Source organism: Nonomuraea insulae (genome assembly GCF_042656245.1).
Map to the genome: position 1 here is coordinate 41497 of NZ_JBHSPA010000049.1, position 20645 is coordinate 62141.

A 20645-nucleotide genomic window follows, 5' to 3' on the forward strand; every position below is an offset into this window, starting at 1 on the left:
GCCGCCTAACTGCGAGGTCATAGGATGACATGGGATTGGGGAGGGGACGGCAAGTGGAGACAGCCGCGGAAGAACAACTCATCGGACCGCTGCTGCTGGCGCGCGGAACCATCGATCGGTCCTCGGCGTTGCGTGCCGACGAGCGGTGGCTGGAGCGGGCTTGGTCCGACGCCACGACCAGGGTGCTGGTGATCGACAACGGCTACACCCTGGTGCGGCGGGCGGGCGATGAAGTGCAGGCGGTGCTGTATACGCCGGAGCAGGCGCCACAGGGGGAGCGCTATCTGCTGGGCGTCGAAGAGGGGGTCGCCTACTTCGCGGTGTCCGCACCGCTGCCGGGCATTCCCCATGGCGATGTCAACGGCCGCGTGACGATCCCGATGGCCCTGCGCGAAACGCCCGAGGGCAAACCTGTGGCGGCCGGGCTGCGCCAGGTCGGCGGGCTGCTCGGCGACCGCGACGCGGGCCTGCTGGTCTACGCCGTGGCGCTGGAGGCCTGGCACTCGACGCACGAGTTCTGCCCGCGCTGCGGCTCCCGCACGACCGTGCAGGCCGGAGGCCACATCCGGGTCTGCCCGCAGGACTCCAGCCAGCACTTCCCGCGCGTCGACCCGGCCGTGATCATGCTCGTCCGCGACGAGGCCGACCGCTGCCTGCTGGCCCGCGGGCCGCATTGGCCGGAGGGGCGGCTGTCGATCCTGGCGGGGTTCGTGGAGCCGGGGGAGTCGCTGGAGGCGGCCGTCGCGCGCGAGGTGGCGGAGGAGGTCGGCGTCAGCGTCACCAACGCGCGCTACCTGGGCAGCCAGCCCTGGCCGTTCCCGCGCAGCCTCATGCTCGGCTTCTTCGCCGAGGCCACGACGACCACGCTCACACCTGACGCGGAGGAGATCGCCGAGGCGCACTGGTTCTCCAGGGAGGAGCTCACGCGCGCGCTGAAGTCGGGCGAGCTGCGCCTGCCGCCCCCCGTGTCGATAGCCCGCCGCCTCATCGAGACCTGGTACGGCGGCGAGCTCGTCGGCGACTGGTGACCTGTCAGGCCGCTTCGAGCAGGCGCTTGACCTCGGAAGCCGAGGGATTCGTCCGCACGACGCGGCCCTTGGGGGTGTCGATCACGACGGTCGGCACCACCTGATTGCCGTTGTTGACGCTCATCACGAACTCGGCGGCGGCCGGGTCGCGCTCGATGTCGACCTCGTCGAAGACGATGCCCTCGCGCGCGAGCTGAGACTTGAGCCGCTTGCAGGGGCCGCACCAGGTGGTGCTGTAAACCGTGAGCGCCATGTTGGGAAATCCCTCCGGGGTCAGGCAGGGTCAGGAAATCAGGCGATCCGTGCAACAACCCGCAGCGTCCGCTTAATCCCCGATTCCTACCCGATGCGCGCCTCGATCCATGCCTGCACCTTCTCGGCAACCCCCGGCTCCCGGTAGATCGCCGTGGCGTGGCTGATCCCGGGCGCCGTGAGCACCGTCACCGGCACGCCCACCTGCCCGAGCGTCTGCTTGACCAACTGGCTCTGGGCCGGCGGCACGAACTCGTTCTGCGAGTGGACGGTCAGCATCGGCGCGTCCTTGCGGCTGGCGTGCCAGGCCACCTCCATGCTGGCCCAGATGCGCGAGCACTTGCCCTTGGGCGCGCAGCCGCCGGCCAGCTTGATCGCGGCGGTGCGGAGCCTGCGCTTGTTCGGGTCGGCGGAGTTCTCGCCGTCGGTGTAGGCGCGCAGCGGCGAGATGATCGGCGACAGCCCGACCACGCCCTTGAGCCCGCTGATGCCGTTTCCGTACGTGCCCACGGCCGCCGCGATGTGCCCGCCGGCGGAGAATCCGACCACCACGTAGTTACCCGGATCGAACGCCCACCGGTCGGCGTGCCTGCGCGCGGTGGCGATCGCGGCGAGCGCGTCGGAGCGCTGCGCGGGCCAGACGGCGTCGCTGGACAGCCGGTAGTTGAGGTTGAAGACCGTGTATCCCAGCTCGGCGTAGCCGCGGGTGATCTCCTTCATGTACTTCTTGTCGCCGCTGGACCACCAGCCGCCGTGGATGAGGAAGATCCCCGGACGCTGCTGCCCGTCGGGCGTCCACCAGACGTCCATGCTCTCCCGCACGTGGGAGCCGTATTTGACCGTCTCCGCCGATAGCCCGCCGAGCCCGTCAGCGTCTACCTGCTGGTCCACCGTGGGGGACGGAACGGGCTCCTTGGCCGCACCGGCGGCGACTGGTGTGAGCACAACGGCAGCGAGCGCGAGAACGCTCGCGGAAACCGCAGTTCGCACGGCCTTCCTTTCCCCCATGCACATGGTCGGCCCCATTGTGGGGGAGGAGACCAGTTCTTTGCATCCTGATGACTACAAACATACGCCGGGGCGCATGTTGCCAGAATAAGGCGCTTCACCGCCAGCGGCTGGGAGGATACACGGGTGAACCATGCGGACGACGTACTGATCGGACTCGACCCTGAGCAGCGTGCGGTGGCCGAGGCCGTGCGCGGGCCGGTATGTGTGCTGGCAGGTGCGGGGACGGGTAAGACCAGGGCGATCACCCATCGCATCGCGTACGCGGTCCGCAGCGGTGTCGTCGACGCCCAGAGCGTGCTGGCTGTGACGTTCACCACTCGCGCGGCCGGCGAGTTGCGCCAGCGCCTGCGCGCGCTCGGCGCGCCCGGCGTCCAGGCGCGCACGTTCCACGCCGCGGCGCTGCGCCAGCTCACCTACTTCTGGCCGCGCGTGATCGGCGGCTCGGCCCCGTCGATCATCGAGTCCAAGCTCCCCGTCCTGAGCGAGGCCTGCCGCCTGGTCCGCAGGAACGCCGACCGCTCGGAGCTGCGCGACATCGCCTCCGAGGTCGAGTGGGCCAAGGTCACCCAGGTCGGCCCCGAGGACTACGTGGCGGGCGCGGCCAAATACCACCGCACGCCGCCGATCCCGGTGGAGGAGCTGGCGCGCGTCTACGAGGCGTACGAGCAGATCAGGCGCGAACGCCACCTGCTGGACTTCGAGACCATCCTCGAACTGACCGCGGCCGTGATGACCGAGCACCAGGAGGTGGCGGGGCAGATCAGGCAGCAGTACCGCTATTTCGTGGTGGACGAGTACCAGGACGTCAACCCGCTGCAGAAGCTCCTGCTCGACACCTGGCTCGGCGGTCGCGACGACGTCTGCGTGGTCGGCGACCCCAACCAGACGATCTACTCCTTCACCGGCGCCAGCCCGCGTTACCTGACGGGGTTCGCGGTGGAGCACCCCGACGCGGCCGTGATCAAACTGGTACGCGACTACCGCTCGACCCCCCAGGTGGTCGACCTGGCCAACCTCGTCATCGCCAAGGGCAAGTCCCCGCACCGCGTGGAGCTGGTCGCGCAGCGTCCCGACGGCCCCAAACCGGTCTTCAGCGACTACGACGACGAGCCCGCCGAGGCCGCCGGCGTGGCCAGGGCCATCAGGAAGCTGCTCGACAAGGGGGTGCATTCGCGGGAGATCGCGGTGCTGTTCCGCGTCAACTCGCAGTCGGCGTCATACGAGGAGGCCCTGGGCAAGGCCGAGATCCCCTACGTGCTGCGCGGCGCGGAGCGTTTCTTCGAACGCCCTGAAGTACGCCAGGCGGTCGTCCTGCTGCGCGGCGCCGCCCGCTCCGCGGCCGAGGAGCCGCTGGCCACGGAGGTCCACCACATCCTGGCCGGCGTCGGCCTGAGCCCGTCGCCCCCCGGCGGGGGCAAGGCCAGGGAGAAGTGGGAGTCGCTCAAGGCCCTGGCCGACCTGGCCGAGGACATGGCGGCTGAGGGGGCCGGCCTGCCCGCGTTCGTGGCCGAGCTGGAACGCCGCGCCTCCGAGCAGCACGCGCCCCCCGTGGAGGGCGTCACCCTGGCCTCGCTGCACGCCGCCAAGGGCCTGGAATGGGACGCGGTCTTCCTCGTCGGCGTCACCGACGGCATGCTCCCGATCATCTACGCGGAGAGCCCCGACCAGATCGAGGAGGAGCGCCGCCTCCTGTACGTGGGCGTCACGCGCGCCAGGGAACACCTGTCGATCTCGTGGGCCCTGGCCCGCGCCCCCGGAGGCCGCAAGAGCCGCCGCCCGTCCCGCTTCCTCGACGGCCTCACCGGCCGCGCCTCCGCCCCGCCGCGCGTCGCGTCCGCCACGCGCGAACGCCGCCAGGTGGCCGCGCCGGTGAGCTGCAGGGTGTGCGCGAAGACGCTGGTGGCCGCCGCCGAGCAGAAGCTGGGCCGCTGCTCGACCTGCCCCGCCGACTACGACGAGGCCCTGCTCGAAAGCCTCAAGTCCTGGCGTACGGCCACCGCCAAGGAGACGAAGGTGCCCGCGTACGTCATCTTCACCGACGTGACCCTGCAGGCGATCGCCGAACGGGCTCCGGTCACGGAGCAGGAACTGCGCTCGATCCCCGGGGTCACCAAGGTCAAGTGCGACCGGTACGGCGAGGCCGTGCTCGATCTCTGCCGTTCGTAACCACCCCGAAATCCAAGCAGGGAATCCTGGGCCCAGCTATGGGTGGGAACGGGTAGCACGTCAGACTTGTCCCACGACGGGATCACAAGGGGGCCGGACACGTGAACGAGGCGCTGAAGGAGTTGCTGGATCTGCTCGACCTGGAGCAGATCGAGCTCGACATCTTCCGTGGCAGAAGCCCGGAAGAGCGCATCCAGCGTGTCTTCGGCGGGCAGGTGGCGGCCCAGGCCCTGGTGGCGGCCGGCCGCACGGTCCCCGAGGACCGTCACGTGCACTCCCTGCACGCGTACTTCATCCGGCCGGGTGACCCGACCATCCCGATCGTCTACAACGTCGAACGCCTGCGCGACGGACGTTCGTTCACCACCCGCCGCATCCAGGCCATCCAGCACGGCAAGGCGATCTTCACCATGTCGGCGTCGTTCCACGTCTTCGAGGAGGGCGTGACGCACCAGGCGTCGGTGATGCCGGCGGTGCCCGAGCCGGAGACGCTGGCGAGCTTCCAGGACCGCATGTACAACCTCGTCGGCGACAATCCCGACCTGCGCGACTGGCTCTCCAGGCCCCGGCCCGTGGACAGCAGATACGCCTCGCCGCTGACCTGGGAGGCCTACCAGAACCCCGAGCTGCGCAGCGCCCAGACCAACGTGTGGTTCCGCTACCAGGCCGACCTGCCGGACGACCCGCTCCTGCACGTGGTGCTGGCCGCGTACGCCTCCGACTTCACGCTCGTCGACACGATCCTGCTGGCGCACGGCATGGCCTGGGGCGCCTCGAACGTCATGGGCGCCTCCCTCGACCACGCCATGTGGTTCCACCGCCCCTTCAGGGCCGACGACTGGCTGCTCTATGCTCAGGAGTCCCCGTGGTCGGGCGGAGCCCGAGGGCTTGCGCGGGGTGAGATGTTCACCGCGTCGGGTGACCTCGTGGTCTCGGTCGTACAAGAGGCCATGATTCGCCTGACGAAGTGACACGAAATCGCAGGTAGAAAATATGTTGCCCCTTCCCGGCTTCCCGGTTTAGGGTCATGGTCAAGCGAGTCGGACAGTCCTGTTCCGACGATCCAGAGAGTGGAGGTGAGTCCCTGTGATCAGCATCGAGATGACGGCCACGAAGTGGCTCGCCTCCGCATGCCGTGACGCGGTGAGACTCAGTGATGGTCCCACCAAGCTCCGGCAGGAGAAGTCTGCTCGTAGTCAGGCCGCCGCCTTCTATGCGCGCGCCCACTCCGGTGCCGGTGCCGCCAAGCAAGGGGCTTCTGTCTACACCGCACGTATCGAACTGCCGGCCAACCAGCTCACCAAGGGTGGACTGCGCGGTCCGCATCCCTGGAGGGATGAACCGGTCATAACCTGACCGGCAACAAGCCTCCAGGGCCGCGGATCCGCAGACAGGATCCGCGGCCTTCTTGTTTGTCCGTGATCCCCGACCACCGATGAGGTGCCCGACCCAGATCAAAAAGATCGATCGAAGGAGAAAGCAGATGGGGGCGAAGACGATCATGGACCTGATCGACGAAGCCAAGATCCCCTGTCGTACCGACCCTGACCTGTGGTTCGCCGAGTCGCCGGAGGACGTCGAGTTCGCCAAGGCACTCTGCGGCGGCTGCCCGATCCAGAAGGCCTGCCTGGCCCGCGCGCTCGAGCGCGAGGAGCCGTGGGGCGTCTGGGGCGGCGAGCTGGTCCTCAGGGGGACCGTCGTTCCCCGTAAGCGTCCGCGCGGGCGTCCGCGCAAGCACCCGGTCGCTGCCTGACCATCACGCACCTACACACCAGAAAGCGAACAAGCCAATGAACACTGGACCGACGAGGGGCCTCGCAGTGCCGAATATGTTTCATGAATTGGTAAATGACCGAATACAAACCCTCCACCGTGAGGCGGCCGAACAGCGCCTCATCCTGCGCGTCAGTCGCGTGCAGCGGGCGCGGCGCGAGGTCAAGCGGGCGAACGACCGCCTTCGCATGGCCTTGAGCCGCCAGGTCTGATCGCGGAGATCCTGCCGCCGGCGCAGGATCTCCCGTTCGGATTCTCCATAAGAGCCGGGCGCCGGTTGGCGCCCGGCTCTTTCACGTCGCGCTTCGCACCACGGGCCGCGCCTGCGGCTTCTCCTCCACGGACCAGAGCCGCGACGCCATCCACGCGATCCCGATGCCCGCCACCACCAGCCCGATCAGATAGACGGGCTGCGGCACCGCGCTCCGCAGCGCCCCGGGCACCATGCCCACGGCGTAGAGCAGCACACCGGCCACGGGCATGACCCCGCTCCTGATCGCCGCCGCGCTGAACATCAGCACCCCCGCCAGCAGGATGACCGACGTGACCAGGAACGCCCGCCCGGTGCTCCCGGCCAGCAGCCCGGTCACGGTGCCGCCGCCGAGGTAGGGGAAGACGAAGTGCAACGTGTACTCGATGGCGAACGCCCCGGCGAGCCCGGCCGAGTTGAGCACGTACCCGACGAGCCCGAGAGCCCCGGCCGTCGGACGTATGAGCAGGTAGATGCCGGTGATCGCGAGTAAGCCCGCCAGGGCCGCGAACGGTGCGACGGCATGGGTGAACGCCGTCTCCGGCAGGAATCCGGCGCGGCGGGCGGAGTTGAAGACGAGCAACAAGGCACACACGAACCCCGCCGCCCCAGCGACCCGATGAATGCTCATGTCGGGCAGTCCCTTCTCTCGGTTCTCTCGGTTCTCTCGGTGATAACGCTCGTTATGATGCTCGTTATCAACCGATATGGTGAGAGCGTGCCGAGAGCCGTAAGCACCCCGAAAGAACTCGGCGCGCTGCGCCAGGACCTGCTCGACGCGGCCATGCGCGTCCTGCGCGAGCGCGGCGCGCTCTTCCTGACCCTCCGCCGCGTGGCCGACGCCGCCGCCACCTCCACGATGGGCATCTACACCTGCTTCGGCGGTCGCGCCGCCCTGCTGGAGGCGATCTACGAACACGGCTTCGGCCTCCTCCACGAGGCGATGACCCGATCGCTGGACGGCCACACGGACCCGCTCGCCCGCATCATGGCCGTGGCGTACGGCTACCGCCGGTTCGCCCTGTCCGACCCGGCCCTGTACGCGCTGATGTTCGAACGCCCGCTCCCCGACTTCGACCCCTCGCCCCAGCAGCGCGACGACGCCCTCCGCCTGTGCTTCGACCCCCTGGCCGAAGCCACCTCGGCCGCCGCCGACGCGGGACTCATCCAGCCGGCGGATCCGCAGCGCGCGGCGTACCTGGTGTGGACCACGATCCACGGCCTGGTGAGCATCGAACTGACCTGCTCAAACCGCAGCCCGCTGCCCGGCTGGTTCCTCAACTCGGATGAGGAGGGCGAACGCATCCTCACCGACGGCCTCCAAGCCCTCCTCGCCGGCCTGACCTGACCGCGCCTCCCATGAAACCTTTCAGCCTGGCCTGATCGTGCTGTCCGCGCTGTCCCGTGATGGCTTCACGCTGACGTGACCTTGCTCACCGTGCCGTCTCGTGAAGGCTTCGCCCTGGCCTGATCGTGCTGTCCGCGCCGTCTCGTGATGGCGTCACGCTGACGTGACCTTGCTCACCGTGCCGTCTCGTAAAGGCCTCACTCCGGCCTTACCTTGCCCCACCGCGCTGTTTCGTGAAGGCCTTCACCTCAACCTCGGCGCGAGCCACAACACGTCGCCATCGCCGCATCCGAGGTCCAGCGTTGCCCCTCCGCCCACGCTGACACGACGCCTGGTACTTCCTGCCGCCTGGCACTTCCCACTGCCTGGTACTTCCCGCCGCCCGGTACTTCCCGGCCGCCGTGCGGATCACCGACGGGAAATGACGCTGGCTGGTAGAGCACTGTGCTCCACCAGCCAGCCTGAGGGCTGCCTGCCACCGCCTCCCGTAAGGCCCGTGCGGAAGATCGAAGACCCGCCGGGGACGGTACGAACGGGCAGCCCTGTCAATCCACCGACCCCGTGGCCGCCCAGCTCACGATGAACCAGTGAGGGTTCGGGGCGCTCCACGATGGTGTGGTGCGTTCAAGGGGCGAGGCAGTGCACGGCAGGAACTTCAGCAGGTAGGCCGGGGGCCGTCGGGTCGACGAGCGTGGTGACATCGCCCGCACTGGCGGCCAGGCATTCGGCGATGACGGCCGGATCGACGACGGCGTGCGCAGCCGGAGCGACAGCAAGCAGCCCAACGGTCGTCAGCGCGGCAGCACCCAAGAGGCGCGCAGATCGGTGCATGGGTATCCTCCCAAGAGAGAGTAACGGATTGCACTCGTATAATTACACAGAGTAGCCATAGTTCAACAGCGCTTCCCCAAAATCCCACCCCTTCGCCAACGGTGGGGCGGCAACGGTGGTGGCTTCGTCAACGGTGGGGCTTCGTCAACGGTGGGGCTTCGTCAACGGTGGGGCTTCGTCAACTCCGCCGAGATCGCTGCCGGGTTACTCGCCCGCCCCCAGTGGGCAGGCGAGCGGGCAGGGTGGGCTCTGGTCCGACTAACCGATCGCCAGCGGCTGGCCGTCAGGATCGGGGTCGGTGCCGGGGTCGTCGGCGAAGCCGGGCACCCAGCGGATGACCTCGTCCCGGAAACGGGCCGTGGCGCCCAGCTGGCAGAGGACGCCGATGCCGGCCGCGTGGACGCGGTGGATGAGGACGTAGGTGGTGGGCAGATTGAGCTGGCGGATCACGTTGGTCGGCCGGAGGTCCGTGACGCTGGCCGCCTGTGCCTGCAGCCACTCCCGGCTGAAGGTGAACTCCTCCACCGCCGTCGGCTCCACGTACGGCGCCAGGAAGGCACGCAGCGCGTCGGGATCGATCTCCACGTCCTGACGGATGAAGCCCTCTTTACGCAGGCCCGTCATGACGGTTTCCATATCGCCCTGATTGAAGATGCGCGTCAGCTGCCCGAACGCCTTGGGGTACCCCTCGGGCAGCCGGTTGACCGCGCCGAAGTCGAGGACGCCGAGCTTGCCGTTGGCCAGCATGCGGAAGTTGCCGGGGTGCGGGTCGGCGTGCAACATTCCGACGCGTGCGGGGGAGCAGAACAGGAAGCGTACGAAGAGCAGGCCCGCCTGATCGCGCTGCTCCTTGGTGCCCTCGAAGATGATGCGTGACAGCGGCGTGCCGTCCATCCACTCCGAGACCAGCACCATCTCGTTCGCCGCCACCACATCGGGGACGTGAAAGTCGGGATCTCCGTTGAACTCCAGCGCGAAGGCGTGCTGCGCCTCGGCCTCCCGCAGGTAGTCGAGCTCCTCGGCGATCCGTTCGCGCAGCTCGTTCAGCACGGCCTTCATGTCGAGACCCGGCAGCAGCACCCCGAACAGCTTGCCCAGGCGCGAGAGCTGCGCGAAGTCGCCGAGCAGGGCCTTGCCCGCGCCCGGATACTGGATCTTGACGGCCACCTCCCTGCCGTCGTGCCACACCGCCTTGTGCACCTGTCCGATCGAGGCGGCCGCCGTCGGCTGGTCGTCGAACGACAGGAAATGCTCCCGCCAGTCGTCACCGAGCTGCTCTCTCAGAACCTTGTGGACCGTGGACGCGGGAAGCGGCGGCGCGGCCTCCTGCAGCTTGGTCAGCGCGGCGCGGTAGGGCCCGACGATCTCCTGCGGCAGTGCCGCCTCGAAGATCGACAGGGCCTGGCCCAGCTTCATCGCGCCGCCCTTGAGCTCGCCGAGAACCTTGAAGACCTGCTCGGCCGTACGCTGCTGTACTTCCTGGGCCACGAGTTCCGCCGACTTGCCTCCGATGCGCTTGCCGAGCCCCAGCGCGGCTCGGCCCGCATAACTGAGTGGAAGGGTGGCCAGTTTGGCCGAACGCGTGACAGCACGGCGCGGAAGATCGCTCACACTGATGCGCGGAACCTCTGCGAGATACCGCTTCCCCCCTTCGTGGCGTCCTCTGAGCACGTCAGTCGCGGTTAGATACCATGACCATTCTTAGCGAATAAGGATTGTTTCGCATACAACGACATTGCGGATGTACCTTCCACGACCGCCTCTTCCAGCGCCAATCAGGGGTTACCTCCATTGTGCCGTTGGTCACAGCAGGCTCTCTGCCGTCGATATGAGCAAGCGCATGGCCGACCGCCGCCCCCGCCACCACGCTGGCGAGAGCCGCATCACACGCGATCTCGCCCGGCGGATAGCCGCCCAGCCGGGCCGTGACCATCGGCCAGAGGGGGTCACGGTCACGCCGCGTCAGGTCGAGGCAGTGCAGGCATGCCGAATCACCCGGCAGGACCAGCGGTCCGATGGTCCCATGCCCCTCGAAGGCCGACACGAGCAGGTGCGGGATCTTCAGAGAGCTCAACTCGTTGACCAGCACCATGTCCATAGGGGTGACCGGCGCCAGGATGACAAGATCGGGCCGATCCGACTTGTCACCAAGAAACGACCCACCCGCCAGCACATTCACAGTCGGCCTCACTCCGTCCGCAGGCATGCCACCGTGCGAATCAGCGGCACCTCCACCACGTGCGGAGGTGCCAGGCGAACTGGGCGGAGAACCGGAAGAGGCGCTACGCGGCGAGGCCGCAGCGGGGCCTGGCGAGGTGGCGCGCCCACGCGGAGATGCGGCAGACGGGCTTTGCGGTGAGGTGGCCGGCCCGCGCGTAGATGCGGCAGAGGGGCTTTGCGGTGAGACTGCACGCCCGCGCGCAGATGTGGCGGAGGAGTTTGGCGGTGAGGTGGCCGGCCCGCGCGCAGATGCGGCAGAGGGGCTTTGCGGTGAGACTGCACGCCCGCGCGCAGATGTGGCGGAGGAGTTTGGCGGTGAGGTGGCCGGCCCGCGCGTAGATGCGGTAGAGGGGCTTTGCGGTGAGGCTGCACGCCCGCGCGCAGATGTGGCGGAGGAGTTTGGCGGTGAGGTGGCCGGCCCGCGCGCAGATGCGGCAGAGGGGCTTTGCGGTGAGACTGCACGCCCGCGCGCAGATGTGGCGGAGGAGTTTGGCGGTGAGGTGGCCGGCCCGCGCGCAGATGCGGTAGAGGGGCTTTGCGGTGAGGCTGCACGCCCGCGCGCAGATGTGGCGGGAGAGCTGGGCTGGGCAGCAGGCGAAGCACCGCGTGGGGCGACAAGCCCATCCCGTGAAGCGGCTCCGGGAGGGCTGGCAGAGGAGTTGCGCGGCGGGGCGTGAGAGATGCCACCTGGGGAGGCGGGAGAGGCTCCGCGTGAGGGGGGCGGAGTAGCTCCGCGCGAAGGAGCAGGGGAGACGGCACGTGAGGGGGTGCCGCGTGGAGTGGCGGGGGAGGTGCCGCGTGAGGGAGTGGGAGAGGCAGCACGTGAAGTGGCAGGAGGGGTGTCACGTTGGGCTGCGGGGGAGATGCCGCGTGAGGGAGTCGGAGAGGTGCCGCGTGGAGTGGCGGGAGAGGTGCCGCGTTGGGCTGCGGGGGAGGTGCCGCGTTGGGATGTGGGGGAAGTGTTGCGTGGGGTGGTGAGTCGAGGGCTTTCGGTGGGGTACGGAGGTATGGCGGCTTCTGGGGGATCGGTGGGGTCGTCCATCTCCATGCCGGGGACACCGCCCGATGTGAGTCTTCTGGCGATCGCCACGGCGCCCACCTCACGAGGTAGGCCCACTTCCGCCCATGTCAGGCCCCCGGGTGTGACGTCCGCAGGCTGGGCCGTGCCTGGATCGAGCACCCGGATGTTGCCCACTCCGGCGGCGGCGAGCAGGGCGACCACCTGTGATCCGACCCGGCCGGCCCCGTAGACGCGCACGCGCGACCTCCGGCGGCGCTCGAAGAGAGTGATCATGCCGTCTGGGGCGGTGGAAGCGAGGTCGAGGGCGTCGAGCTCTGGTTTCAGGCGGTCGCGTTCGGCCAGCGGGAGGTCGCGGAGGGACCCGGGGCCGATGGCGGCGTCGTGGAGGGCGCCCTGGACGGCGAGCTGGTTGAGCAGGGACCGCGCGCGGATCTCATCGAGACCCGCGAGGGCCGCGTCGTGCAGAACGGCATCCAGGTCGCGGGTGCCGTCGAGGCTCTCGATCCACTGCCGGACGGGCTTGGTCAGGCCGCTCAGCATGACCGCACGGAGAGGGTGGACGCCGTATTGCAGCGTCTGCTCGTCGCGGAGGATGCGTCGGAGGGTGGGCTTCACACGTGGCCTCATGGCGGGAAAGGTTTCCATGCCGGAACAAGATCCCGAGTGGGTTCGGCGGGGACTGTGGATAACTCGGCCGCATGTGCGTCACCTGTGGATAGGGCCATGATCGGCGGAAGTGGATCAGCCCGTTCATAGCGCGGCGCGATCGCGATAAGGGGGCAAACCGGTTTTCCGTGGACGGGCCTCACCGCGCCCACCTCCCACCGCGCCGACCGGGCCCAGCGCACCGACCGGGCCCACCGCACCGACCGTTCCCCCGGGCGCTCTGGGTCCCACCGGGCCGACCGGGCCGACCGGGCCCACCGCGCCGACCGGGCCCACCGCACCGGACGGTCCCACCGGGCTGGCCGGGCCGACCGGTCCCACCGGGCGGTCTGGTCCCACATGTCCCAGAGGTCCCACCGGTCCCACCGGTCCCACCGGGCCGACTGGGCCACCGCACCCACCGGTCCCACCGGGTCCCACCGCACCGAGAGCAAATGGAGCAAGTGGAGCAAGTGGAGCAAGTTGAGCGGTCAGGCGGCAAGTAGCCGAGGCGCTTCGGACGGGCGAGCGCCCGGTCCCGCAGTCATGGCCCGCGTTACGCTTCCCCGCATGGACGAGCTCTTGGTTGATCGCAAAGACGACGGAGTCGTACACATCACCCTCAACCGCCCCGACCTCCGCAACGCCATGACCGACACCATGACCGCCCAATGGCGACAAACGATGTCCGCCCTGGCCACGGACACAATGGCCCGTTGCGTAGTGGTCACGGGCGCGGGGACAGCTTTCTCCTCGGGCGGCGACCTGTCGTGGCTCGGCGAACGCGGTACGGAGACCGTCCCCCACCTGCGCGACCGAATGCTGACCTTCTACCGCGCCTGGCTGACGATCACAGAGCTCGAGATCCCCACGATCGCCGCCGTCAACGGCCCAGCCGTAGGGGCAGGACTGTGCGTGGCGCTGGCCTGCGACCTCGTCTACGCGGCCGACGACGCCAAGCTGCTGGCCCCGTTCACCTCGCTGGGGTTGCACCCGGGCATGGCGGCCACGTACCTGTTCCCACGGAGGGCTGGCGCGGGGCTGGCGCGCGAGATGCTTCTGACGGGCCGCAGCCTGTCCGGAACGGAAGCAGCGGACAAAGGTCTGGTAAATCAATCTTTCCCGAAAAATGACCTAATGTCGGAAGTGGGGGACATCGCCGGGAAGATCGCACAGAACGCGCCCATTGCCACAAGGCTCACCAAAGTGGCCCTGAACCAAGACCATCAAGACCTGGAAGCGGCTCTGAGGTGGGAATCCTTGGCTCAGCCCGTGACCATGGCCTCAGCGGACATGATCGAGGGCCTGGCAGCACATCGGGAAAGGCGCATGCCCAAATTCACCGGCTCTTAATCATCTGACCAGCAGAAACAACGTCCACCCTCTGTGGAATTTCGCCAGTCTCGGCTACCGTGCATATGTGCCCCCCGAGACAGTCGAGGTTCGTCGCAGTTCTCGTCGCCGGCGAACGGTCTCCGCCTACCGCGACGGCGACAAGACGATCGTGCTCCTCCCCGCCTGGCTGAGCGGCGAAGACGCGGATGAATGGGTCAGCCGGATGCTGGACCGGTTGGCCGCCAAGGAACGACGGCGAAGGCCGACCGACGAGGCTCTGCTGGAGCGGGCCAAGGAGTTGTCGGCCAAATATCTGGACGGCGAGCCCGACCCCGTGAGCGTGCGCTGGGTCGACAACCAGCAGCACCGCTGGGGCTCCTGCACCCCGGAGACCGGCACGATCCGGATCTCCACCAGGCTCAAGGGCCTGCCCGAGTGGGTCATCAACTATGTGATCATCCACGAGCTCGTGCACCTGCTGGTGCCCAGCCATGGGGCCAAGTTCTGGGCGCTGGTAGAACAGTATCCGAAGGCGGAGCGGGCCCGCGGGTTCCTGGAGGGATTCTCCGCCGCGGCCCACATGGCACCGGAGGAGTGTTGACGCGCATCGCCGCGGTCCTGGTACGACAGAACATGGCGCAGGCAGCGCCACCGGGCGTCGATCCCAGGGAGTTCCTGGAGGCGATGGCGGAGGACACGTACGAGATCGTCGCGGGGCTCGAACTCGTCACCCCGGTCCTGATCACCAGCGTCCCCGGCCTCGACGACATCGTCTGGCCCGGCACCGAGGTGATCACGATCGCCGAGGGCGAACCGCTGAAGACCACACTGCGGGGCATCCAAGCCGACCAGATCGCGGTGATCAGCGCCGACGCCCCCGACCTGCCGCCGCTGCTGATCGGCAAGCTGTTCAGGGAGCTGGGCCGGGCCGAGATCACGGTCTGCCCGTCGGAGGACGGCGGAGCGGTGGCCCTGGCCTGCGGACTCCCCGCGCCCGCCTGGGCGGATCCCGACCTCGACGCCTACGACGTCGTCAAGGACCTGCGCGACCAGGCTCCGGGGCCGAGACGGGTGGCCACCACCCCCGGCTGGCACCGCCTGCGCACCCGCGACGACCTTGAAAGACTCGACCCGGGGCTCGAAGGCTGGGACAACACCAGGGCGCTGGTCAGGGCACGGTGAGCGTGGCCAGCACGGCCCGGTGGTCGGTGCCCGGCACGTCGTGCACGGTGACCTCCTGCACGCCCACCCGCTGATCCACCAGCACGTGGTCGATCGTGATGAGCGGCGGCACCCGCTTGTTCGCCGGCCACGTCGGGATCAGACCGGCCCCCACCTGGTCGGCCGCGTCCTTGTAGCCCCGCGACAGCAGCCCGCGCAGGGCGGCGTGGTCGAGCGAGGCGTTGAAGTCGCCCGCGATGATCCGCACCCGGTCCGCGGCGGCGGAGGGAAAGGCGTCCATTGCCACGTTCCAGTCGGTGACCTGCGGCCCGAGCGGTGGGAAGGGATGAGCGTCGATGAACTCGATCGCTTTGCCCCCGGGCACCGAGATCAACGCCGCGGGCATGTGGTGCCCGACCGGCGGCATCAGGTCCCAGAGCGGTTCGACCGGATGTTTGGAGTAGAGCCCGCTGCCTCCGGCGTTCCACTCGGCCTGCAGCACGCGGTGCGGCATGATCTCCTTCAGCCCGGCCGCGTCCATGTCGGAGACCGCCCCTGGAGTCAGCTCCTGGGTGCTCAGCACGTCGGGGTCGAAATCGCGTACCAGCTTCATGATCGTCGCGACATCGGCCTTGCCGAACAACATGTTGATCGTCATGACCCTGAGCGGCCGGCCGGTCGCGGCGTCGGCCGTGCCCAGCGCCCTGGGCAGCACGCTGAAGCCGAGCGCCGTCGTCGCGAGGAGCGCGACGGCGGTCGCGGCGCGCTTGCGCCCGACCGCGGCGATCAGGAGGGGCACCAGCGAGCCGGCCGCGGCGTACGGGGTCGCGGTCATGATCTGCGTGGGCAGCGACCCCCGCTCCAGCCCGGCCACCCTGGCCAGCGCCCAGGCGGCGAACGGGGTCACGGCCGCCCACGTCAGCGCCGTCGCGGGAAACTTCCTGCGTTTGCGTGCGGGTGTCACGATCGTGCCGCCGACGGCGGAAGTCTCCACGCAGGCCCCCCTTTGGAACGACGCAAATGGACTCTAGCCAAATGCGCGTGAGCCCGAGCTAAGCGCGGCCTGTCCACGTGCGGCCAACCGCCGCGTGGCCTCGTCGGACGGCTCCGGGATCTCGTCCACGGGGAACCAGCGCAGATCGAGCGACTCCTCGCTCATCACGGCCTCGGCGCCCGCGGGGGCCACCGCCGCGTATTCGACGTCGAGATGCCAGCTCTGCGGCGGATGGCACCATACGACGTGCCTGTCCACCGCGAGCGGCCCAGGCAGCAGCTCAAGCCCGGAAATTCCCGACTCTTCCTGCGCCTCTCGAAGCGCCGTCTCCGCAAGGGACGTGTCGGAGATTTCACAGTGACCGCCCATCGGCAGCCACATCTTGGCCTTCGGATGCAGGGTCAGCAGCACCTTGGAACCGTCGTGCGACAACACCGCCGTCGTCGCCGTCAGATGCCCGGGGACGCACTCGCGCAACATCGCGTCATCATGCGTCCGCAGATGGTCGAGGAACTCGGTGCGCAGCGCCTCTTCCCCGGGCGTCGGCGCGGTCCAGCCGGACAGCACCGCCACCGCGTCGGCGTGCAGGCTCAACTCTTGCCGCCCTCGCCTTCGCCGTCGTCGTCGGGCTTGGCTTCGAGCTGGGAGATGTCCCAGGCCGCCTCACCGCGTACGAAAGCCTCGGGGTCGTCGAGATCCTCGGCCGTCGGCATGAGGTCGGGGTGACCCCACAGCGCGTCGCGCCCGTCGAGGCCGCGCTCGCTCTCCAGCGCCCGCCACAGCGCCGCGGCCTCGCGCAGCCGCCTGGGCCGCAGCTCCAGCCCCACCAGCGTGCCGAACGTCAGCTCGGCGGGCCCGCCGGTGGCGCGACGGCGGCGTACGGTCTCCGCCAGCGCCACGGCCGAGGGCAGCTTGCCCTCGGCGGCCTTGTCGACCACGGTGGCGACCCAGCCCTCGACCAGCGCGAGCATCGTCTCCAGCCGCGCCAGGGCGGCCTTCTGCCGCTCGGTCTCCTCGGGCTTGAGCAGGTTGCCCCCGCTCAGCGCCTCCTGGAGAGCCTCGGGATTGTTGATGTCGAGCCCGCGGATCTGCTCTTCGAGCGCCGAAGTGTCGACCGTGATGCCCTTGGCGTATTCCTCGACCGCCCCCAGAAGGTGCGAGCGCAGCCACGGAACGTGCTGGAAGAGCCGATGATGCACGGCCTCGCGCAGCGCCAGATAGAGCCTGATCTCGTCGGCGGGGACCTCGAGGCCCTCGCTGAAGGAGGAGATGCCCCCGGGCAGCAGCGCGGCCGTGTCGGACAGAGGCAGCCCGATGTCGGTGGTGCCGACGACCTCGCGGGCCAGCGAGCCGAGCGCCTGCCCGATCTGCTGGCCGACCATCATGCCGCCCATTTGCTTGAGCATGCCCATGAGAGGCCCGGCCATCTGCTGGGCCTCAGGGGGCAGCCCGGAGCCGCCGAGCGCACCGCCCATGGTGTCGACCATGCGTTCGGCAATGGGTTCGCAAAGTTTGCGCCAGATCGGGATGGTGTTCTCGATCCACTCAGACCGGCTCCAGGCCTGCGGGTTGGACACGCCGCTCGGCAGCGTCGTCGCCTCGTTCAGCCACAGGTCGGCCAGGCTGAGCGCCTCGACGATCTGGCGGCGCTCGCCTTCCATGACACTCGGGTCGCCCTCGGCGACCACGGCGTGCCGGGCGATGTTCTTGGCCATGTCCCAGTTGACAGGGCCTGAACCCTGGGGCGCCGACAACATGTCGGCGAACTGGCGCATCGCCTGAGCCATCTGCTCAGGGTTGCCGAACATGGCGAACGGGTTCTCGTTGGGGTCGTTTTCGCGACCTGGCAGGTCAGTCACCGCTCTACCTCGTGCAGGATGGAGGAGTCCACATCCGCCACGTTAGTCGTCCTACGGCGGATCAGTGCAAAGTGAGGACCTGGTGCCTACCTCGAAACGCCCGCGCCAACCCGTCGTCGCCGTAACGGGCGCGGCCTCCGGCCTAGGCCGAGAGCTGCTCGCAAGGCTCGTATCCTCCGCGGATTTCCGCAGAGTGGTGGCCATCGACGATCAGCGCGGCGATGTCCAGGAAGCCACGTGGAGAGAGATCGACGTCCGAGATCCGCTCTTGGCGAACCGGATCTCCGACATCGACGTCCTGGTCCATCTGGCCGGTGACTACGCCGTCGACTCCGACCCCGGGGAGCGGCGGGCGTACAACCTGCGCGCCGCCCAGACGGTGCTGACGGCCAGCGCCGCCGCACGCGTCCGCCGTGTGGTGCTCGTCACCAGCGCGATGGTGTACGGCGCCGCGCCCGACAACGACGTGCCGCTGCCCGAGGACGCCCCCGTGGCCGCCGAGCCCGACACCGGCGTCGTCGGCGACTTCCTGGAGATCGAGTCCCTCGTACGCCGCTCCCTGCGCAGCCACCCCGGCCTGGAGGTCACCGTGCTGCGCCCGGCCGCGGTCGCCGGCCCCGGCGTCGACACGGTGCTCACCCGCCACTTCGAGTCGCCCAGACTCCTGACCGTCAAGGGCTGCAGCCCGCACTGGCAGTTCTGCCACATCGACGACCTGGTCTCGGCGCTGGAGCTCGCGGCGCGCGGCCTGGTCACCGGCGTGGTGGCGGTCGGCTCCGACGGCTGGCTGGAGCAGGAGCAGGTCGAGGAGCTGTCCGGCATCCGCAGCCTGGAACTGCCCGCGGGGCTGACGTTCGGCACGGCCCAGCGCCTGCACCGCCTCGGCATCACCCCGGCCCCCGCCACCGACCTGCACTACGTCGTCTATCCGTGGGTGGTCGACTGCACCTCGCTGCGCGAGGCGGGCTGGAAGCCGTCGTGGACCAACGAGGCGGCGTTCGCGCAGCTCCTGGAGCTGCGCGAGAACAGGACGACGGTGGTCGGCCGCCGTCTGCCCGTCAAGGAGGCCACGCTCACCGCCGCCGGCGCCACCGTCGCCGTCATCGGCACCGCCGCGATCGTCCGTCAGGTACGTAAGAAACGCCGCTCGTAAAGGTTAGGCTTTTTCCGTGGACGTCATCCGCTTGCTCGGCATACGCGACACCCCGCTCTCCGTCGACGAGGTGCTGGCCGCCGTGGGCGACCACGCCGCGGGCGGCACCACGTTCTTCGTGGGCACCGTGCGTGAGCAGGATCACGGCAAGCCGGTGACCGGGCTGTCCTACTCGGCGCACCCCTCCGCGGAGGCCGAGTTGCGTCAGGTGGCGGAGAAGGTCGCCGCCGACTTCGCCGCCGTGACGGCCCTGGCCGCCGTGCATCGGGTCGGCGACCTGAAGCTGGGCGACACCGCCGTGATCGTCGCGGTGGCGGCGCCGCACCGGGACGAGGCGTTCAAGGCCGCGCGCCGGTTGATCGACGACCTCAAGGCCCAGGTCCCCATCTGGAAACACCAGGTGTTCGCAGATGGCGAGACCGAGTGGGTCGGCGCCGGCGAATAAGCTCATCGACATGTCACGACGCGCCCTGACCCTGCTGCTCGCGGGATTCCTTGTGCTCGCGCTCGGCGTGGTGGGCGCTTTCCGCCCGGTCCCGTACGTCGTGCTGAGCCCGGGCCCGACCGAGAACACCATCGGCGAGGTCGACAAGAAGCCCGTGATCTCGATCAAGGGCAAGCAGACCTACCCGACCAGCGGCGCGCTGAGCCTGGTCACGGTGGCCTACCAGGGCGGCCCGGCCGCGCAGATCGACCTGCTGACGGCCCTTCGCGGCTGGCTCGACCCGACCGTGGCCGTGGTCCCGCAGGAGACCATCTTCGCTCCTGACCGCGACCCCAAGGAGGTCGAGCAGGAGAACACGGTAGAGATGACCAACTCCCAGGACTCCGCCACCGCCGCCGCGCTCAACGAGCTCAAGATCCCCTACAGCATGGTCGTCAGCGTGGTGTCCACGGAGAAGGGCAAGCCCGCCGAGGGCAAGTTGCTGAAGGACGACGAGATCAACTCCGTCGACGGCAAGCCGGCCAAGGACGTCACCGTCGTCAGCGACGCCGTCAAGGCACACAAGCCGGGCGAGAGCGTCGTCTTCAACGTCACCCGGGGCAAGGACAAGCTCGACGTCACCCTGCAGACGGTGGCCGGGCCCAAGGGGCAGACGCTCGTGGGCGTGGTGATGCAGGCGAAGTACAAGTTCCCGTTCGAGGTCGACATCAACGTGGGTGACGTCGGCGGGCCCAGCGCCGGGCTGATGTTCTCGCTCGGCATACTCGACAAGCTCACGCCCGGTGAGATCACCGGTGGTAAGCGGATCGCCGGCACCGGCACCATGGAGCCGGCGGGCAAGGTCGGCGCGATCGGCGGGATCGCGCAGAAGATGGTCGGCGCCAAGGACTCCGGCGCCACGGTCTTCCTGACCCCCGCCGACAACTGCGCCGAGGCCATGAACGCCGTGCCCGACGGGTTGCGGCTGGTCAGGGCCGAAACGCTGCACGGAGCGGTGCAGGCGCTCGACGCACTGCGCTCGGGCAAGGGAGAGGTGCCCGCGTGTGAAGCCGGATGAAACTTCTGGCGATCGCCGTGCGTTAGTAAGAGGGCCTGCACCGCGGTGTAGGTTGCCAGACACGGACCGTTTCTTCATTACGACGAGGGGTTGGCC

General features: G+C 68.9%; 20 protein-coding genes and 1 pseudogene. 12 read left to right on the forward strand and 9 right to left on the reverse strand.

What is annotated here, in order from left to right:
* Window positions 1–53: 53 nt before the first annotated feature.
* The gene (gene nudC / locus ACFPZ3_RS39565; protein ID WP_379519491.1) at window positions 54–1028 is read left to right on the forward strand and encodes an NAD(+) diphosphatase; all 975 of its coding nucleotides are present in this window, start codon (window positions 54–56) and stop codon (window positions 1026–1028) included.
* A 4-nt stretch (window positions 1029–1032) separates the two neighbouring features.
* Here nudC and ACFPZ3_RS39570 read toward each other — a convergent pair whose 3' ends face one another.
* Window positions 1033–1281 carry a glutaredoxin family protein gene (locus tag ACFPZ3_RS39570; protein ID WP_379519492.1) on the reverse strand — a complete coding sequence of 83 codons (249 nt, stop codon included), beginning with the start codon at window positions 1279–1281 and terminating at the stop codon, window positions 1033–1035.
* A gap of 86 nt (window positions 1282–1367) precedes the next feature.
* Window positions 1368–2225 carry an alpha/beta hydrolase gene (locus tag ACFPZ3_RS39575; RefSeq protein WP_379519493.1) on the reverse strand — a complete coding sequence of 286 codons (858 nt, stop codon included), beginning with the start codon at window positions 2223–2225 and terminating at the stop codon, window positions 1368–1370.
* Between the two features lie 189 nt (window positions 2226–2414).
* On the opposite strand from ACFPZ3_RS39575, the gene ACFPZ3_RS39580 reads away from it, so the two are divergent.
* The 4 genes from ACFPZ3_RS39580 (at window position 2415) to ACFPZ3_RS39595 (ending at window position 6210) form a co-directional block, all read left to right on the forward strand.
* Window positions 2415–4457 (forward strand): ATP-dependent DNA helicase UvrD2, encoded by a 2043-nt coding sequence (locus tag ACFPZ3_RS39580; protein ID WP_379519494.1) that lies wholly within the window; start codon window positions 2415–2417, stop codon window positions 4455–4457.
* Window positions 4458–4558: 101 nt separating this feature from the next.
* A complete protein-coding gene (tesB, locus tag ACFPZ3_RS39585) occupies window positions 4559–5428 on the forward strand; it encodes an acyl-CoA thioesterase II (RefSeq protein ID WP_379519495.1) in 870 nt (289 codons plus the stop codon).
* A 115-nt stretch (window positions 5429–5543) separates the two neighbouring features.
* Window positions 5544–5813: a hypothetical protein gene (locus tag ACFPZ3_RS39590; RefSeq protein ID WP_379519496.1), complete on the forward strand. Its 270-nt coding sequence runs from the start codon at window positions 5544–5546 to the stop codon at window positions 5811–5813.
* A gap of 127 nt (window positions 5814–5940) precedes the next feature.
* Window positions 5941–6210 (forward strand): WhiB family transcriptional regulator, encoded by a 270-nt coding sequence (locus tag ACFPZ3_RS39595; RefSeq protein ID WP_195902416.1) that lies wholly within the window; start codon window positions 5941–5943, stop codon window positions 6208–6210.
* A 313-nt stretch (window positions 6211–6523) separates the two neighbouring features.
* Here the strand turns inward: ACFPZ3_RS39595 and ACFPZ3_RS39600 are convergent, their stop codons facing one another.
* Window positions 6524–7111: a hypothetical protein gene (locus ACFPZ3_RS39600; RefSeq protein WP_379519497.1), complete on the reverse strand. Its 588-nt coding sequence runs from the start codon at window positions 7109–7111 to the stop codon at window positions 6524–6526.
* 87 nt (window positions 7112–7198) lie between these two features.
* Here ACFPZ3_RS39600 and ACFPZ3_RS39605 point away from each other — a divergent pair, with 87 nt between their 5' ends.
* Window positions 7199–7828 carry a TetR/AcrR family transcriptional regulator gene (locus ACFPZ3_RS39605; protein WP_379519498.1) on the forward strand — a complete coding sequence of 210 codons (630 nt, stop codon included), beginning with the start codon at window positions 7199–7201 and terminating at the stop codon, window positions 7826–7828.
* 1089 nt (window positions 7829–8917) lie between these two features.
* Here the strand turns inward: ACFPZ3_RS39605 and ACFPZ3_RS39610 are convergent.
* From ACFPZ3_RS39610 to ACFPZ3_RS39620, 3 genes and pseudogenes are all read right to left on the reverse strand, one after another.
* Window positions 8918–10270: an ABC1 kinase family protein gene (locus tag ACFPZ3_RS39610; RefSeq protein WP_379519499.1), complete on the reverse strand. Its 1353-nt coding sequence runs from the start codon at window positions 10268–10270 to the stop codon at window positions 8918–8920.
* A gap of 61 nt (window positions 10271–10331) precedes the next feature.
* On the reverse strand, window positions 10332–10838 hold the full coding sequence (locus ACFPZ3_RS39615) for a hypothetical protein (protein WP_379519515.1): 507 nt from the start codon (window positions 10836–10838) through the stop codon (window positions 10332–10334).
* A gap of 1131 nt (window positions 10839–11969) precedes the next feature.
* Window positions 11970–12545, reverse strand: a pseudogene (locus ACFPZ3_RS39620) (ThiF family adenylyltransferase); the annotation flags it as partial.
* A gap of 570 nt (window positions 12546–13115) precedes the next feature.
* On the opposite strand from ACFPZ3_RS39620, the gene ACFPZ3_RS39625 reads away from it, so the two are divergent.
* From ACFPZ3_RS39625 to ACFPZ3_RS39635, 3 genes are all read left to right on the forward strand, one after another.
* On the forward strand, window positions 13116–13898 hold the full coding sequence (locus ACFPZ3_RS39625) for an enoyl-CoA hydratase/isomerase family protein (protein WP_379519500.1): 783 nt from the start codon (window positions 13116–13118) through the stop codon (window positions 13896–13898).
* Window positions 13899–13965: 67 nt separating this feature from the next.
* Complete coding sequence (locus tag ACFPZ3_RS39630) at window positions 13966–14481, forward strand: M48 metallopeptidase family protein (protein WP_379519501.1); 516 nt, start codon at window positions 13966–13968, stop codon at window positions 14479–14481.
* A complete protein-coding gene (locus tag ACFPZ3_RS39635) occupies window positions 14478–15062 on the forward strand; it encodes a DUF2064 domain-containing protein (protein ID WP_379519502.1) in 585 nt (194 codons plus the stop codon). The genes ACFPZ3_RS39630 and ACFPZ3_RS39635 overlap by 4 nt, the downstream gene beginning before the upstream one ends.
* On the opposite strand, the gene ACFPZ3_RS39640 is transcribed toward ACFPZ3_RS39635, so the two are convergent.
* The 3 genes from ACFPZ3_RS39640 to ACFPZ3_RS39650 are packed head-to-tail and all read right to left on the reverse strand — an operon-like array spanning window position 15049 to window position 17894.
* A complete protein-coding gene (locus ACFPZ3_RS39640; RefSeq protein ID WP_379519503.1) occupies window positions 15049–16035 on the reverse strand; it encodes an endonuclease/exonuclease/phosphatase family protein in 987 nt (328 codons plus the stop codon). The genes ACFPZ3_RS39635 and ACFPZ3_RS39640 overlap by 14 nt on opposite strands.
* A gap of 33 nt (window positions 16036–16068) precedes the next feature.
* A complete protein-coding gene (locus ACFPZ3_RS39645) occupies window positions 16069–16629 on the reverse strand; it encodes an NUDIX hydrolase (protein ID WP_379519504.1) in 561 nt (186 codons plus the stop codon).
* The gene (locus tag ACFPZ3_RS39650) at window positions 16626–17894 is read right to left on the reverse strand and encodes a zinc-dependent metalloprotease (protein ID WP_379519505.1); all 1269 of its coding nucleotides are present in this window, start codon (window positions 17892–17894) and stop codon (window positions 16626–16628) included. Before ACFPZ3_RS39650 ends, ACFPZ3_RS39645 begins: the two co-directional genes overlap by 4 nt.
* A 79-nt stretch (window positions 17895–17973) precedes the next feature.
* Between ACFPZ3_RS39650 and ACFPZ3_RS39655 the strand changes: the two genes are divergently transcribed.
* From ACFPZ3_RS39655 to ACFPZ3_RS39665, 3 genes are read left to right on the forward strand one after another with little or no spacing between them, the layout of a single operon-like run.
* Window positions 17974–19047 (forward strand): NAD-dependent epimerase/dehydratase family protein, encoded by a 1074-nt coding sequence (locus tag ACFPZ3_RS39655; RefSeq protein ID WP_379519514.1) that lies wholly within the window; start codon window positions 17974–17976, stop codon window positions 19045–19047.
* A gap of 16 nt (window positions 19048–19063) precedes the next feature.
* Window positions 19064–19492 (forward strand): molybdenum cofactor biosynthesis protein MoaE, encoded by a 429-nt coding sequence (locus ACFPZ3_RS39660; protein WP_379519506.1) that lies wholly within the window; start codon window positions 19064–19066, stop codon window positions 19490–19492.
* Between the two features lie 10 nt (window positions 19493–19502).
* Window positions 19503–20549: a YlbL family protein gene (locus ACFPZ3_RS39665; protein WP_379519507.1), complete on the forward strand. Its 1047-nt coding sequence runs from the start codon at window positions 19503–19505 to the stop codon at window positions 20547–20549.
* Window positions 20550–20645: the final 96 nt, after the last annotated feature.

Bases quoted from the DNA above. Each gene is read 5' to 3' on its own strand.
- ACFPZ3_RS39570 (WP_379519492.1), bottom strand. From the start codon at position 1,281: ATGGCGCTCACGGTTTACAGCACCACCTGGTGCGGCCCCTGCAAGCGG.
- ACFPZ3_RS39595 (WP_195902416.1), top strand. From the start codon at position 5,941: ATGGGGGCGAAGACGATCATGGACCTGATCGACGAAGCCAAGATCCCC.
- ACFPZ3_RS39600 (WP_379519497.1), bottom strand. From the start codon at position 7,111: ATGAGCATTCATCGGGTCGCTGGGGCGGCGGGGTTCGTGTGTGCCTTG.
- ACFPZ3_RS39625 (WP_379519500.1), top strand. From the start codon at position 13,116: ATGGACGAGCTCTTGGTTGATCGCAAAGACGACGGAGTCGTACACATC.
- ACFPZ3_RS39665 (WP_379519507.1), top strand. From the start codon at position 19,503: ATGTCACGACGCGCCCTGACCCTGCTGCTCGCGGGATTCCTTGTGCTC.